12 protein-coding genes are annotated in these 14467 nt (G+C 64.6%); all 12 read right to left on the reverse strand.

Features of this window, described 5'->3' with window-relative positions; all coding sequences use genetic code 11:
• Positions 1–102: 102 nt before the first annotated feature.
• Positions 103–948, reverse strand: coding sequence for a phosphatidate cytidylyltransferase (locus ACFQU1_RS24405; protein WP_378137684.1), 846 nt, complete (start codon positions 946–948; stop codon positions 103–105).
• 2 nt (positions 949–950) lie between these two features.
• Positions 951–1712, reverse strand: coding sequence for an isoprenyl transferase (locus ACFQU1_RS24410; RefSeq protein WP_378137686.1), 762 nt, complete (start codon positions 1710–1712; stop codon positions 951–953).
• Positions 1713–1943: 231 nt separating this feature from the next.
• A complete protein-coding gene (gene frr, locus ACFQU1_RS24415) occupies positions 1944–2507 on the reverse strand; it encodes a ribosome recycling factor (RefSeq protein ID WP_378137688.1) in 564 nt (187 codons plus the stop codon).
• 190 nt (positions 2508–2697) lie between these two features.
• A complete protein-coding gene (gene pyrH / locus ACFQU1_RS24420) occupies positions 2698–3405 on the reverse strand; it encodes a UMP kinase (protein ID WP_378137690.1) in 708 nt (235 codons plus the stop codon).
• 86 nt (positions 3406–3491) lie between these two features.
• On the reverse strand, positions 3492–4418 hold the full coding sequence (tsf, locus tag ACFQU1_RS24425; RefSeq protein WP_378137692.1) for a translation elongation factor Ts: 927 nt from the start codon (positions 4416–4418) through the stop codon (positions 3492–3494).
• Between the two features lie 233 nt (positions 4419–4651).
• On the reverse strand, positions 4652–5671 hold the full coding sequence (locus ACFQU1_RS24430; protein ID WP_378137694.1) for a 30S ribosomal protein S2: 1020 nt from the start codon (positions 5669–5671) through the stop codon (positions 4652–4654).
• Positions 5672–5925: 254 nt separating this feature from the next.
• Positions 5926–9387: a DNA polymerase III subunit alpha gene (gene dnaE, locus ACFQU1_RS24435; RefSeq protein WP_378137696.1), complete on the reverse strand. Its 3462-nt coding sequence runs from the start codon at positions 9385–9387 to the stop codon at positions 5926–5928.
• A gap of 432 nt (positions 9388–9819) precedes the next feature.
• A complete protein-coding gene (locus ACFQU1_RS24440; protein ID WP_378137698.1) occupies positions 9820–10512 on the reverse strand; it encodes an ABC transporter ATP-binding protein in 693 nt (230 codons plus the stop codon).
• Positions 10513–10516: 4 nt separating this feature from the next.
• Complete coding sequence (locus tag ACFQU1_RS24445) at positions 10517–11800, reverse strand: lipoprotein-releasing ABC transporter permease subunit (protein ID WP_378137700.1); 1284 nt, start codon at positions 11798–11800, stop codon at positions 10517–10519.
• 36 nt (positions 11801–11836) lie between these two features.
• Positions 11837–13159: a proline--tRNA ligase gene (gene proS, locus ACFQU1_RS24450; protein WP_378137702.1), complete on the reverse strand. Its 1323-nt coding sequence runs from the start codon at positions 13157–13159 to the stop codon at positions 11837–11839.
• 603 nt (positions 13160–13762) lie between these two features.
• Positions 13763–14023 carry a DUF1467 family protein gene (locus ACFQU1_RS24455; protein ID WP_378137704.1) on the reverse strand — a complete coding sequence of 87 codons (261 nt, stop codon included), beginning with the start codon at positions 14021–14023 and terminating at the stop codon, positions 13763–13765.
• Positions 14024–14044: 21 nt separating this feature from the next.
• The gene (gene mce, locus ACFQU1_RS24460) at positions 14045–14449 is read right to left on the reverse strand and encodes a methylmalonyl-CoA epimerase (RefSeq protein WP_378137706.1); all 405 of its coding nucleotides are present in this window, start codon (positions 14447–14449) and stop codon (positions 14045–14047) included.
• Positions 14450–14467: the final 18 nt, after the last annotated feature.

Raw genomic sequence — 14467 nt, forward strand, 5'->3', positions numbered from 1 at the left:
TGTCCCCGATGAGGATCTGCCGTGCAAGATACACGGTGGGGGAAACCGCGACCTTTCACAGGGCCACGATGAACAGGCAATCACGGCGAGAGCGAGGCTATCTCAGGCCAGCTGGATGAGGAGGCCGAGGCCGACGAGAAGCGACACCGCCCAGAAGGAATCGAGCCGGTCCATCAGGCCGCCGTGCCCGGGGATAATGCTGCCCGTATCCTTCACGCCGACACGGCGCTTCAGCGCCGATTCTGCCAGGTCGCCGGCTTGCGAAGCGATGGCCGCAACGGCCGAAGCGACCAAGATGATCCAGGTGGCAAAGGGAGCCGGCCCTCCCACGAGGGAGGTTCCGGCGACGAGCCAGCCGGCGAAGGCACCGGTTGCAACACCGCCGAGGAAACCGGACCATGTCTTCTTCGGGCTGACCCGCGGCCAGAGTTTCGGGCCGCCGATCAGGCGCCCACAGGCATAGGCGAGGACGTCAGTGGTCCAGACCACCGCGAATATCCACAGCACCAGAAGCAGGCCCCACTCGCCCTGGCGCGCCGCCACCGGCACGATCGCAATGACCGCCGCGTAGAGAACGCCCGCGATGCGCGCCGCGCGTTTGGCCCTGCTGCCGTTCCGGCCGATGCCGGCCAAGAGGGCCGCGGCCGCGATCAGCAGCCCGCCAACGAGGGCACCGGCGAGATGGAGCGCGAGCGCCGCCGCCGCGACCAGGAGCGCAACCGCCCGCGCTCGCTGCCGTATCACCTCCTGCTGGTCGGTCAGGGACTGCCATTCATAGGCGACGCCGCCGGCTGCCACCGCCCAGATCAGCGCAAAGGGAAGTCCGCCCCAGAAGGTCGCTCCGAGCACGGCCGCTGCGAGCACGATGCCCGACAGAATCCTGAGCGCCAGTTCGGAACTCGTTCGCGATCGAGCAGGTCCTTCGGCCGGCTCCGCACCATCGCCCATCGTCAGCCCGTCGCGCTGCTCAAGCCGCCGAAGCGACGTTCCCGGCGCTGGAATTCGGCAAGCGCCTCCTCGAAGGCTTGGCGATCGAAATCCGGCCACAGCACGGGCGTGAAGACGAATTCGGCATAGGCCGCCTGCCACAGCAGGAAATTTGACAGGCGCTGCTCGCCCGAGGTTCGGATGACGAGATCGGGATCCGGAATCTCGGCCGTGTCGAGATGCCGGCTGAGCGCATCGCTGTCGATGGCGTCGAGCGTCAGGCGTCCGGCTGCAACTTCCGCGGCGAGGCTTCGCGCCGCCCGCACGATCTCTTGGCGGCCGCCGTAATTGAAGGCGACGACGAGCGTCAGCGCCGTATTGTTGCGCGTCAGGCTTTCGGCTTCGGCCAGCAGGCCGACGACGTCCGGCGCGAGCCCCTCGCGCGTGCCGATGATGCGCACACGTACATTGTTGCGATGAAGCTCGGCCAAGTCGCGCCGCACGAAATGGCGCAGCAGGCTCATCAGTTCTGCCACCTCGGCGGCGGGCCTGCTCCAGTTCTCCGCCGAGAACCCGTAGATCGTCAAATAACGAATGCCGAGATCACCGGCCGTCCGCACGGTTGCCCGGAGCGCTTCCATACCCCGGCGATGGCCCTCGAAGCGCGGCAATCCGCGGCGGGCGGCCCATCGGCCGTTCCCGTCCATGATGATCGCCACATGCGCCGGAAGCGCGCCGTCGGGACGGGAACCTGTGAGCATCGGCTTCTCGGGCGACGCGCTCATGCCCTGCCCCCGACGGGCCGAGGCCTCGATCGCCATGAAAAAGACCCGGGGAACGCGAGCCGACTTGCCGCACCGGAGGGGCGGAGCAAAGGCTCTGAGAGGAAACCGGCGTTCATGAAATTGCTCTTGCCCCCATGGCTCGGCTCGCCAAGCGCCCCGCAAACCAGCCTCGAGCAACCGCCTCGCCGACCGATCCATGCTCGCCGGACAGATGGGCCCGTCCCGCGGCGATCAGACCTGCAGGATTTCCTTTTCCTTGGTTCCCAGCAGCTGGTCAATTTCGGCGATGGTCTGGTCGGTGGCCTTTTGCACCAGATCCGCTTCGCGAGCCTGATCATCCTCGCTGATCTCGCCGTCCTTGGCGAGCTTCTTGAGATGGTCGAGACCGTCGCGGCGGACATGCCGGGCGGCGATGCGCGCGTCCTCGGCATATTTATGCGCGACCTTCACCATCTCCTTGCGCCGCTGCTCCGTCATCTCCGGAATGCGCAAGCGGATGACCTGGCCTTCGGTCTGCGGGTTGAGACCGAGGTCGGATTCGCGAATGGCCTTCTCCACGGCGGCCACCATGCCCCGATCCCAAACCTGGACGCTGATCAGGCGCGGTTCAGGCACGCTGACCGTGGCGACCTGATTGATCGGCATCGTGGCACCATAGGCCTCGATCTGGATGGGATCGAGAAGATTGGGGGAGGCGCGGCCGGTGCGGAGGCTCGCGAGATCGTGGCGAAAGGCCTGCACGGCTCCCTGCATGCGCCGCTTGACATCGGAGAGGTCGAAAGGCGTGGCAGTCATTTCAGAATGGCCCTTGTGTTCTCTGTCTTGCGCGACGATGAGCGCGGCTCGCCCCCCAGGTCAAGCGCGGCGCATGGAATCCTCGCGTGGGATCGGCTCCAGCCCTAACGCCTTTTTTCCCGCAAGGAAACCGTCGGGTCGTTCAAGATGGGCCGAGCGCGGCTGTTCGTCGCCTCGAAATGGTGTCTCTTCAGGGGGCGACGATGGTGGCGTGCCCTTCCCCGTCGAGCACACGGCGAATGGCTCCCTGCTCCAGGATCGAAAAAACGACGATCGTGAGCCCCGCCTCGCGCGCCAGCGCAAAGGCGGCAGTGTCCATGACCTTCAGATTCTTGGCGATCGCCTCGTCGTGGGTCAGGCTGTCGAAACGTGTGGCGGTCGGGTCCTTCTTCGGGTCGGCGCTGTAGACGCCGTCCACATTCGTCGCCTTCAGCAGGGCTTCGCAGGACAATTCCGCCGCCCGCAGCACGGCGGGCGTATCGGTCGTGAAATAAGGATTGCCGAGGCCGCCGCCGAGCACCACCACTTTGCCGTGGGCGAGATGATCGAGGGCACGCCGGCGCGCATAGCTTTCGCAGAGCGACGGCATGGGAACGGCCGACATCGCCCGCGCCGGAACCCCGGCCGCCTCGATCGCATGTTCGAGAGCGAGCGCATTCATCACCGTGCCGAGCATACCGATGGAATCAGCCGTCGGCCTGTCGAGGCCCTTGTTCAGCCCCTGCACCCCGCGGAAGAAATTGCCGCCGCCCACGACGATCGCAATCTCGTGGCCGGCTTGGGCCGCGGTCGCGATATCGTTGGCGACTTGCGTCAGCATCTGGCCGCTGAGCCCAGCGCTGCCGGATCCGGCCAAAACCTCGCCCGAGAGTTTGATGAGCGCCCGCTTGATCCGCATCCGTCAGGTCTCTCCGTTGTCTCGTCTCAGCATTGGACCATCCCGGCCCATATGAAAACGGCGCCTGATGGCGCCGTTGTCGTTCGTCAGCTCTGGCCGCCGGCCGCCGCCGCTACCTCGGCGGCGAAATCGGCTTCCTCTTTCTCGATACCCTCGCCGAGGGCATAGCGTACGAAACCGGTGAGCTTGATCGGCCCGCCGACGCGCCCTTCGGCCTCCTTCAGGACCTGAGCCACCGATTTCGAGGGCTCATGAATGAAGGCCTGGTCGAGGAGGCAGACCTCCTTGAAATAGGTCTTGAGGCCGCTGTCGACGATCTTCTCGACGACATTGGCAGGCTTGCCCGCATGCTTTTCGGCGAGAATGGCCTTTTCGCGCGCCACCGTCTCGGCGGGCAAACCAGCCGAATCGAGCGCCAGCGGATTGGCGGCCGCGACATGCATGGCGATCTGGCGCCCCAGCGTGCCGAGCTGCGTGACGTCCCCCGTCGATTCCAGCGCGACGAGGACGCCGATCTTGCCGAGCCCATCGCCGACGGCATTATGCACGTAGGTGGCGATGATACCCTGGCTGACCGCGAGCTTCGCCGCACGGCGGATCGTCATGTTCTCGCCGATGGTGGCGATGAGTTCCTGGAGGCGATCCTTGACGGTCGTCTGCGAGCCCGGGAAATGCGCCTGCTCGATCGCCTCGACCGTCGGCTCGACATTGAGCGTGAGCTTTGCCACCTCGCGCACGAAGGCCTGGAAATTGTCGTTGCGCGCGACGAAATCGGTCTCGGAATTCACCTCGACAATGGCCGCCGAGTGGCCGGGCGACTCCACCGCGACGAGACCTTCCGCAGCGACGCGGCCGGACTTCTTGGCAGCCTTCGAAAGGCCCTTCTTGCGCAGCCAGTCGACCGCGGCCTCGATGTCGCCATCCGTCTCCGTCAGCGCCGTCTTGCAGTCCATCATGCCCGCGCCGGTCTTCTCGCGGAGCTCCTTCACCATCGCCGCGCTGATGCTGGCCATCGTCATCCCTCGTCATGATCGGCCGTGCCCCGCTTCTTCTCAAGCGCGAGGCCGGCCAGAGGTCAATCATCGCTCAAACATAACAGCGGAGCAGGCATTCCGATCCTCGGAAGGGCCTGCCCCGGAGCGTCATCGATTCACGCGGTCGCCGCCTTTCGGCCGGACCACCCGAATGCTCTGTCGTCGTCAAATCGGCCGGCGGAGACATCCCGCCGGCGCGATTTCCCTCTTGCTCAGCTCACCGCCTCGGTGAGCGCGCGGGCCTGGGCGACCCAGCCGTCGCGCTCGATGCGGCCGTGCAGCTTCAGCTCGGCGTCGAGGGCGGCGATATCTTCCGGCTTGAGCGCGGCGATCTGCCAATAATGGAAGATCCCGGCCTCGTTCAGATTCTTTTCGAGCTCGGGACCGACGCCGTTCAAGTTGGTCATGTCGTCGGGCGCACCACGGGGAGCACCGAGCCGCTCGAACACGTCTTCCGACGTCGACGCGGCCGGAACATCTTCTACCGGCAGCTCCTCGACCATGGGCGCTTCCGCCTCGCCCATATCCATGCCCATATCGCCGTGACCGCGCGAGATGCCGTCGATGGCGGCGCGGGCGACGAGGTCGCAATAGAGCACGATCGCCCGACCGGCGTCGTCGTTGGCCGGAACGGCGAAGGTGATCCCGTCGGGATCGCTGTTGGTGTCGACGATGGCGGCCACCGGAATGCCGAGGCGTTGCGCCTCCTTAATGGCGAGCTGCTCCTTATTCGTGTCGATCACGAACAGGAGATCGGGCGTGCCGCCCATGTCCTTGATGCCGCCAAGGGCGCGCTCGAGCTTCTCGCGCTCCCGCGAGAGCATGAGGCGCTCCTTCTTGGTCAGGCCCTGGGCGCCGGACGTCAGCGTCTCGTCGAGCTTGCGCAGGCGCTGGATCGAGCCGGAAATCGTCTTCCAGTTGGTCAGCATGCCGCCGAGCCAGCGCGAGTTCACGTAATACTGTGCCGAGCGCTTGGCAGCATCGGCGACCGCATCAGCAGCCTGACGCTTGGTGCCCACGAAGAGCACGCGTCCGCCGGCGGCGACTGTGTCGGAAATCGCCTGCAGTGCCCGATAGAAGGCCGGCACCGTCTGGGCGAGATCGATGATGTGGATATTGTTACGCGTGCCGAAGATGAACTGTTCCATCTTCGGATTCCAGCGGTGGGACTGGTGGCCGAAATGCGCACCAGCTTCCAGCAGCTGGCGCATCGAGAAATCGGGAAGCGCCATCTCTATTTGTCTCCGGTTCATGCCTCCGCGGAGCCTTGGCCGGATAACCGGCCACCGGATTGCCCGGGTGGGCTTACTCCGCGTGTGGGATGGGCGCGCTTATACGGGTCGGAGCACCAAGACGCAAGTCTTTGCGGCGCTGCAACGATACTGGTCGTTCCGGAGCCACGTGAGCGGAATGACCTTTGCGGCCAATGCGCTCCACGGCGCAACCCGGACCGCCGTCGCGCGGCGCTCCGCTAGGGCGATATCCCTCAATGCATCTCGACGTGGACCACGCCCGGAATGGCGCGTAGCGCGCTCGCTATCTGCGGCGTCGTCGGGTAACGGCCGGGAAGCTTCACCTCGACCTCCTGCTTCTCCTCGAGCATCAGCACGAGCGAAACGTCGCCGTCGCCGCGCGCCTTGAGCCGCTCGGCCACGATCGGCAGTGGCGCCTCGTCGCGCACGAAGATGCGCAGGCTCTTGTGATGTTTCGACACGGCCGAATCGAGCGGCTCGACCGATTGGATGCGCGCCCTCACCTCCTCGCCCTCGGCCGAAGCCTGCACGAGCAGGATGACCGCCTTGCCGGGCTCGAGTAGATCGCGGAACTGCATCAAGCCCTCGGCGAAGATGATGGCCTCGAAATGCCCGCTCTGATCCGACACGGTGACGATGCCCATTTTCGAGCCGCTCTTCGTGCGCCGCTCGGTGCGGTCGAGGACGGTTGCGGCTAGCCGCCCCATGCTCGTTCCGCCGCGCACGGCGCGGGCGAAGTCGCTCCAGCGCTGCACCCTCAGCTTTTCCAGAAGCGCACCATATTCGTCGAGCGGATGACCGGTGAGGAAGAAGCCCGCCGCGTCATATTCCTTCTGCAAACGCTGGGCCGGCAGCCAGGGCTCGTAGGGCGGGATGCGCAGCGGCTCGGGCTCGGCCGTGGGGCCACCGAAGAAATCATTCTGCCCATCGGTCTGCGCCGCGACGGTGCGGGCCGCGACCGCCATCATGGCGTCGATGGCCGCAAAGGCGCGCGCGCGATCGGGTTCGAGCTCGTCGAAAGCACCCGCCGCGATCAGCGCTTCGAGCGTGCGCTTGTTGACGAGCCGCGGATTGAAGCGGCGGGCGAAATCGGCGAGGTCGCCGAAGGGCTTCTCGCCCCGGGATGCGACCAGCCCTTCCACGGCGTGGCGGCCGACGCCCTTGAGCGCCGCCAGCGCATAGCGGATGACACCCTGCTCCTCGGCATCGTAATGCACCTCGAAGACGACGCCTGACCGGTTGATCGAGGGTGCTTCCACCTTGATCCCCAGGCGCTCGGCCTCGCGCCGAAATTCGGACAGCTTGTCGGTATTGTCGAGTTCGAGCGTCATCGACGCGGCCAGGAACTCGACCGGGTAATTCGCCTTGAGATAGGCGGTTTGATAGGAGACTAGCGCATAGGCCGCCGCATGGCTCTTGTTGAAGCCGTAGTCGGCAAATTTGGCGAGAAGGTCGAATATCTCGTCGGCGAGCTGCTTGGTGAGGCCGCGCTCGATGGCGCCCGACACGAAACGCTCGCGCTGGGCATCCATCTCCGCCTTGATCTTCTTGCCCATGGCACGGCGCAGGAGATCGGCTTCGCCAAGCGAGTAGCCCGACAGCGCCTGCGCGACCTGCATCACCTGTTCCTGGTAGATGATGATGCCGAAGGTCTCGTTGAGGATCGGCCGCAGCTTCTCGTGGAGGTACCACTCCGCCTCCGGCTCCCCCTGGCCGTGCTTGCGCGCGCAATAGACGGGAATATTGGCCATGGGACCGGGACGATAGAGCGCGACGAGGGCGATCAGGTCCTCCAGCCGGTCGGCGCGCATCTCGACGAGCGCCTTGCGCATGCCGGTGCTTTCCACCTGGAAGATCGCGACCGTCTCGCCACGGCCGAGAACCTCGTAGGTCTTGCGATCGTCGAGCGGAATGGTCGCCAGATCGATGGCGATGCCGCGCTTCTTGATGAGGTCGACGGCGGTGCGCAGAACGGTGAGCGTCTTGAGGCCCAGGAAGTCGAATTTGACGAGCCCCGCCGGCTCCACCCATTTCATGTTGAACTGGCTGACGCGCATGCCCGAGCGCGGATCGCGATAGAGTGGCACCAGCTCTTCGAGCGGCCGGTCGCCGATGACGATGCCGGCCGCATGGGTCGAGGCGTGGCGGTGCAGCCCCTCGAGCTTCTGGGCGATGCCGAGCATGCGCCCGACGACCGGCTCTTCCTTGGCGGCCGCCTGCAGTTTCGGCTCGTCCTCGATCGCCTTCTTCAGGGTGACCGGATTGGCCGGATTCTGCGGCACGAGCTTGGTCAGCTTGTCGACCTGCCCATAGGGCATTTCGAGCACGCGGCCGACGTCGCGCATGACGCCGCGCGCCTGCAGGGTGCCGAAGGTGATGATCTGGGCCACCTTGTCCTCTCCGTAGCGGCTCTGGACATAGGAGATCACCTCCTCGCGCCGATCCTGGCAGAAGTCGATGTCGAAGTCCGGCATCGAGACGCGGTCGGGATTGAGAAAGCGCTCGAAGAGCAGCCCGAAGCGCAGGGGATCGAGGTCGGTGATGGTGAGCGAATAGGCGACGAGCGAGCCCGCGCCCGATCCGCGGCCAGGCCCGACCGGAATGTCGTGCGCCTTCGCCCATTTGATAAAGTCCGAGACGATGAGGAAGTATCCCGGATATTGCATGCGCTCGATGACCGAGAGCTCGAAATCGAGCCGCGCGCGGTAATCGGCCTCGGTCAAGCCCGGCGCCGGCGGATGCATCGCGAGCCGCGCGGTGAGCCCCTCCTCCGCCTGGCGCCGCAGTTCCGCCCCCTCATCGACCTCGATGCTGCCGAAGCGCGGCAGAATGGGCTTGCGCGTGCGCGGCCGATAGGCGCAGCGCATGGCGATCTCGACCGTGGATTGAAGCGCCTCGGGCAGGTCCGAGAAGAGCTTCACCATCTCGGCACGCGTCTTGAAATTATGCCGGTTTGTCAGGCGTCGACGCTTGTCGTCGGCGACCAGCCGGCCCTCGGCAATGGCGAGCAGCGCATCATGGGCTTCGTAGTCGTCGGCCTTGGCGAAGAAGGGTTCGTTGGTGGCAACGAGCGGTACGCTGGAGGCATAGGCGAGGCGCAGGAGCTCGGGCTCGACCAGCGCCTCTTCGTCGCGGCCATGGCGCTGGAGCTCCACATAGAGCCGATCGCCGAAGATCTCCATCAGCCGTCTGAGGCGGTCGGCTGCGAGATCGGAGCGTCCCTCGCGCAGCGCCGTATCGAGGGGACCGCCGGGACCACCGGTCAGCGCGATCAGCCCTTCCTGAAGCTCGTCCAGAAGGCTGAGGGGCACATGTGTCCCCTCGCCTGTCGGCGTGTCGAGAAAGGCGCGGCTCGTCAGCCGCATGAGATTGCCATAGCCCTCGGCGGTTGCCGCGAGCAACACGACATGCGGCAGCGTTCTCGGCCCAAGGGGCTGGCGTACCGTCGGATCCGGCGGCTCGAATTCGACCGTGAGCTGCAGCCCGGCAATCGGCTGAATGCCGGCACCGGCGAGCTTTTCCGAGAACTCGAGCGCCCCGAAGAGATTGTTCGTGTCGCTGAGCGCCAGCGCCGGCATGCCGTCGGCCTGCGCCAGCTTCGTCAACACGGGGATCGTCAGCGCGCCTTCGAGCAGAGAATAGGACGAATGGACATGGAGATGAACGAAGCCGACGTCGCTGAAGATCTTATCCATGATCCGAGAACTTTATCCGCTGCAGCCCAGGGCACGGCTCGACCTTAAGGCACGACAGGCCACGGTCGAGGGGGCACGCGCGACTATCTGTGGATTCGCGCCGACTGTCAGGCGGGCAGGCTCGCGGCGCTGGCCCATAGCCCGATCATCGCGACGAAAAGTCCAAGCGATGCCAGTTCGACAACTCGCCCGAAAAACCATTGCACCATGACGGCCTCCTCAGTGTTTCTTCTATGTTCCATTATGTACGTGTTTTGTTCTTGAACAAGTGCTGATGATGCTCCCGTGCGGGGTGAGCGCGCTGAGGGTTAATGATGTGTTGCGTGCTTGGGCAGACGGCAGGGGAATGTTACCCGGCGGGCGCAGAAGGGCGATCACAGGGGCCAAGCCCCTGCGTCACCATTCGCATGCGGATCAATTGCGGTAGAACGCCTAATCCAGCGAGACGACTATGCCGTCGCGGATTGTGACCCGCCGGTCCATACGCTGGGCGAGCTCACGGTTGTGGGTGGCGATGATCGCGCCGACGCGCGCCGCTCGCACGAGCGCGATCAATGTCGCGAAGACATGATCGGCGGTATGCGGGTCGAGATTGCCGGTGGGCTCGTCGGCGAGGAGCACGCGCGGGCCGTTGGCGACGGCACGGGCGATCGCCACCCGCTGCTGTTCGCCGCCAGAGAGCTCCGCCGGCCGGTGATCGAGGCGCTGGGCAAGACCGAGGAAGCTCAGAAGATCGGTCGCGCGCTGGCGCGCCACGTGCTTGTCGAGACCGCGGATGAGCTGCGGCATGACGACATTCTCGAGGGCGGAAAACTCCGGCAGGAGATGGTGGAACTGATAGACGAAGCCGATGTCGACCCGTCGCAAGCGCGTTCGCTCGGCATCGTCGAGGGCAACCGTCGGCTTGGCGCCGACATAGACCTCGCCCGCGTCCGGCCGCTCCAAGAGCCCGGCGACATGGAGAAGGGTCGATTTGCCCGTGCCGGAGGGGGCGACAAGCGCCACGATCTCGCCGGGCCAAACGGCGAGATCGGCCCCACGGAGGATATCGAGCGTCGATGTTCCCTGCACATAGCGCCGTTCGACACGCGACAGGAAGAGAGCGGGAGGCGGAGGCGTCGTCATCCGCTCATCCGTAGCGCAAGGCTTCGACTGGATCGAGCCGTGCGGCCCGCCAGCTCGGGTAGAGCGTCGCGATGAGCGAAAGGATGATGGCCGTCGCCACCACGGTGACCACCTCGCCGGGTTCGATCACCGCCGGCAGGCGGCTGAGGAAATAGAGCTCGGCGGGAAAGAGATTGGTGTTCGTCAGCTGCGACAGGAAGGCCCGGATTGATTCCACATTGAGCGCGATGGTGAGGCCGAGGAAAAAGCCGGCCAGGGTTCCGACGATGCCTATGGAGGCGCCGGTAATGAGGAACACGCGCATGATCGCGCCGCGCGTCGCCCCCATGGTGCGCAGGATCGCGATATCCTCGCCCTTGTCCTTCACGAGCATGATGAGGCCGGAAACGATATTCAGGGCGGCCACCAGCACGATCAGCGTCAGGATGAGGAACATCACATTGCGCTCCACCTCGAGCGCCGAGAAGAAGGTGCGGTTACGCTGCCGCCAGTCGCTCATCATGATCGGCCGGCCGGCGGCGGCGTCGATGCGGTCGCGGGCGGCATCGACGGCGTCGGCGTCCCTGAGGAAGACCTCGATCACGCTGACATCGCCGTCACGATTGAAGAAGTTCTGGGCCTCCGGCAAGGGCATGAAGACGAAGGTGCTGTCGAATTCCGACATGCCGATCTCGAAGATGGCGACCACCGGATAGGACTTGATGCGCGGCGCTACCCCCATCGGCGTGGCCGCGCCCCGCGGCGAGATGATGGTCAGCGTATCCCCTACCCTCACCCCAAGGAATTCGGCGAGCCTGCGGCCTATGGCGACGCCGCCCTTCTCGTCGAAGCCGGCGAGCGTTCCCTCGCGGATCGTGCCGGCGATATAGGGGATGCGCGCGAGATCGGCCTCGCGCACGCCGCGCACCAGCGCGCCGTTGTTGTTGCCGGTCTGCGCAGAGGAAGCGAGGGCCTGACCCTCGACGAGCGGCACGGCGAGCGAAACGCCGTCGACAGCCTCGATGCGCTTGGCCACCTCGGCGTAGTCGGTCAGGGGGCTGTCGATCGGCTGGACGAAGATATGGCCGTTCACGCCGACGATCTTCGACAGGAGCTCCTCGCGGAAGCCGTTCATCACGGACATGACCACGATAAGGGTGGCGACGCCCAGAGTGATGCCGAGAAAGGAGAAACCGGCGATGACGGAAATGAAGCCTTCGCGGCGCCGTGCTCGTAGATAGCGCCAAGCCAACATCCACTCGAATGCTGCGAAGGGGCGCGTCGAATCCACCTCGGGTTCTGCCGTCATCCGATCCTTGTCTCCGGCCCCCTCACCACCCCGATATCACCCCGCAACCTTGTTGACCGCCTCCTCGATGGTGAGGAGTTCCCGCTCGCCGGTCGCGCGCCGCTTCACCTCGACCTTGCCTTCGGCGAGGCTCTTCGGCCCGACGACGATCTGCCACGGCAGGCCGATGAGATCGGCACTGGCGAATTTAGCACCCGGGCGGTCGTCGGTGTCGTCGTAGAGCGCCTCGCGGCCGCGCAGGGCGAGCGCCTTGTAGATGCGCATCGCCGCATCGTCGGTCGCCGTATCGCCCACCTTGAGATTGATGAGCGCCACGTCGAAGGGGGCGACGGCATCCGGCCAGATGATGCCCTTGTCGTCATGGCTCGCCTCGATCAAGGCGGCGACGAGCCGCGACGGGCCGATGCCATAGGAGCCCATATGAACGGGGACTTCCTGGCCGTCGGGCGCGGTCACGGTCGCCCGCATCGGCGCGGAATATTTGGTGCCGAAATAGAAGATATGGCCGACCTCGATGCCGCGCGCCGACAGGCGTTTGTCGTCGGGAATTGCAGCATAGCGGGCCTCCTCGTGCTTTTCCGAGGTGGCGGCATAGAGCGAGGTCCACTGGTCGACGATCGCCTGCAGGCCCGCGCCATCGTCGAAATCGGTGTCGGCGGCCGGAATGGGAAAGTCGATGAAGTCCTTGTGGCAGAACACTTCGCTCTCGCCGGTATCGGCGAGGATGATGAACTCGTGCGAAAGATCGCCGCCGATCGGCCCGGTGTCGGCCTGCATCGGGATGGCGCTCAGCCCAAGGCGCGCAAAGGTTCTGAGATAGGCCACGAACATCTTGTTGTAGGAATGGCGTGCGCCCGCTTGGTCCACATCGAAGGAATAGGCGTCCTTCATGAGGAATTCGCGCGAGCGCATGGTGCCGAAGCGCGGCCGGATCTCGTCGCGGAACTTCCACTGCACATGATAGAGATTGAGCGGCAAGTCCTTGTATGACTTGACATAAGCGCGAAAGATCTCGGTGATCATCTCCTCATTGGTCGGGCCGTAGAGCATCTCGCGCTCATGCCGGTCGGAGATGCGCAGCATTTCCTTGCCATAGGCTTCGTAGCGCCCCGACTCCCGCCAGAGATCGGCCGATTGGATGGTGGGCATCAGAAGCTCGATGGCGCCCGAGCGGTTCTGCTCCTCGCGCACGATCCCAGCCACTTTGTTGAGCACCTTCAGGCCGAGTGGCAGCCAAGCATAGATCCCGGCGGATTCCTGACGAACAAGGCCGGCGCGCAACATCAGGCGGTGGGAAACAATCTCTGCTTCCTTGGGCGTTTCACGCAGGACCGGGAGAAAATATCGGCTGAGGCGCATCGTGACCTTGCATCAGGAGATTTGACGATCATTGAGATTCGGCACGGCTGAGACAATACCTATGACGCTAAAAATACAAGCAGTTCCACGGGATATACCGTGCCGGCCGTGCCCTTGTCCTCGTCGCCCATCGCTCGGCGCCACATTGGTGTCGATCGACCTGCAGCTAAAGCGATCAATTCGGGCAAAAACAAAGCCGCAATTTTCGTGGGCATGACAGATTTATGTCGGCAGGTTTTCATCGGGCCGCAGAGCGAAAGGGCCGACCGAGATCATACTTGCAGATCCAGCCGCAAGCCTTTGCGAGTTCTATAGATTTAGAAAAAACTAAAAAGGATGCAAAAAATGCAGGCAAGCCCTGCACAAAAGGATGACAAGCCGGCTTGGTTAGCGTATGAATTGTGGCGGATGAATGTCCTCGGCAGGCCATCGGCAGCTGAGGGCTCGGTCCAGGTCTCGGGAGGAAATATCGCCTTATGAACGAGGCGCCAATCGCGCCCATGTCCGGAACGAGGCGATTCAAGAACAAAATGTTCTTAAAGCAAGGCGGAAGCCTTGCTTTTTTTATGTGTCATCGACAACTGCCCGAACCGCGGCTGGCGCTTAAATTTTCACCAACTGTACGATAACGCTGATGATCACAAAGACCACGGCTGCCACCAGCGTATTGACGAGCGCCTTGCGCAACAATTGCGGGTGCTGCGGTGCGCCGGGCTCGGTACCGTGGGTCACCTCGCCACCGTCCTCGGTCTGGCTTTTGACCCAGAACGGCAGGACGGCAAACAGCGTCATCCACCAGACCAAAAAAAAGATCGCGATGGATCCCGCGATGGTCGACATCGGCAGATAGTCTGTGAACGCCACGGATTCCTCCTTGAAGCCGGTTCACGCCTGTTCCAGCTCGATCAAAACGCCGCCGAAATCCTTGGGATGAAGGAAGACGACCGGCTTGCCGTGGGCGCCGATCTGCGGCTCGCCCGGCCCGAGAAGCCGTGCTCCCGATGCGAGCAGCCTATCCCGTGCGGCGCCGATATCGGGCACTTCGTAGCAGATATGGTGGATGCCGCCATCCGGGTTGCGCTCGAGGAAGCGGCCGATCGGCGACGCCGTGCCCAAGGGCGCGAGCAACTCGACCTTCGTGTTGGGCAAGGTCACGAAGACGACCGTGACGCCGTGCGCCGGCAGGTCCTGCGGCTCGGAAACGGCGGCCCCCAGCACGTCCCGGTAGAGGGCGCGCGCCGCCGCCAGATCCTTGACGGCGATGGCCACGTGATTGAGCCGACCGATCATCCCGATGTCCTCGTCCTG

It is taken from the genome of Chelatococcus sp. GCM10030263 (assembly GCF_042666455.1).
GTDB lineage: Bacteria > Pseudomonadota > Alphaproteobacteria > Rhizobiales > Beijerinckiaceae > Chelatococcus.

Coding starts and splice junctions, on each gene's coding strand:
- ACFQU1_RS24405 (WP_378137684.1), bottom strand. CDS start 948: ATGGGCGATGGTGCGGAGCCGGCCGAAGGACCTGCTCGATCGCGAACG.
- ACFQU1_RS24410 (WP_378137686.1), bottom strand. CDS start 1,712: ATGAGCGCGTCGCCCGAGAAGCCGATGCTCACAGGTTCCCGTCCCGAC.
- frr (WP_378137688.1), bottom strand. CDS start 2,507: ATGACTGCCACGCCTTTCGACCTCTCCGATGTCAAGCGGCGCATGCAG.
- pyrH (WP_378137690.1), bottom strand. CDS start 3,405: ATGCGGATCAAGCGGGCGCTCATCAAACTCTCGGGCGAGGTTTTGGCC.
- tsf (WP_378137692.1), bottom strand. CDS start 4,418: ATGGCCAGCATCAGCGCGGCGATGGTGAAGGAGCTCCGCGAGAAGACC.
- ACFQU1_RS24430 (WP_378137694.1), bottom strand. CDS start 5,671: ATGGCGCTTCCCGATTTCTCGATGCGCCAGCTGCTGGAAGCTGGTGCG.
- dnaE (WP_378137696.1), bottom strand. CDS start 9,387: ATGGATAAGATCTTCAGCGACGTCGGCTTCGTTCATCTCCATGTCCAT.
- ACFQU1_RS24440 (WP_378137698.1), bottom strand. CDS start 10,512: ATGACGACGCCTCCGCCTCCCGCTCTCTTCCTGTCGCGTGTCGAACGG.
- ACFQU1_RS24445 (WP_378137700.1), bottom strand. CDS start 11,800: ATGACGGCAGAACCCGAGGTGGATTCGACGCGCCCCTTCGCAGCATTC.
- proS (WP_378137702.1), bottom strand. CDS start 13,159: ATGCGCCTCAGCCGATATTTTCTCCCGGTCCTGCGTGAAACGCCCAAG.
- mce (WP_378137706.1), bottom strand. CDS start 14,449: ATGATCGGTCGGCTCAATCACGTGGCCATCGCCGTCAAGGATCTGGCG.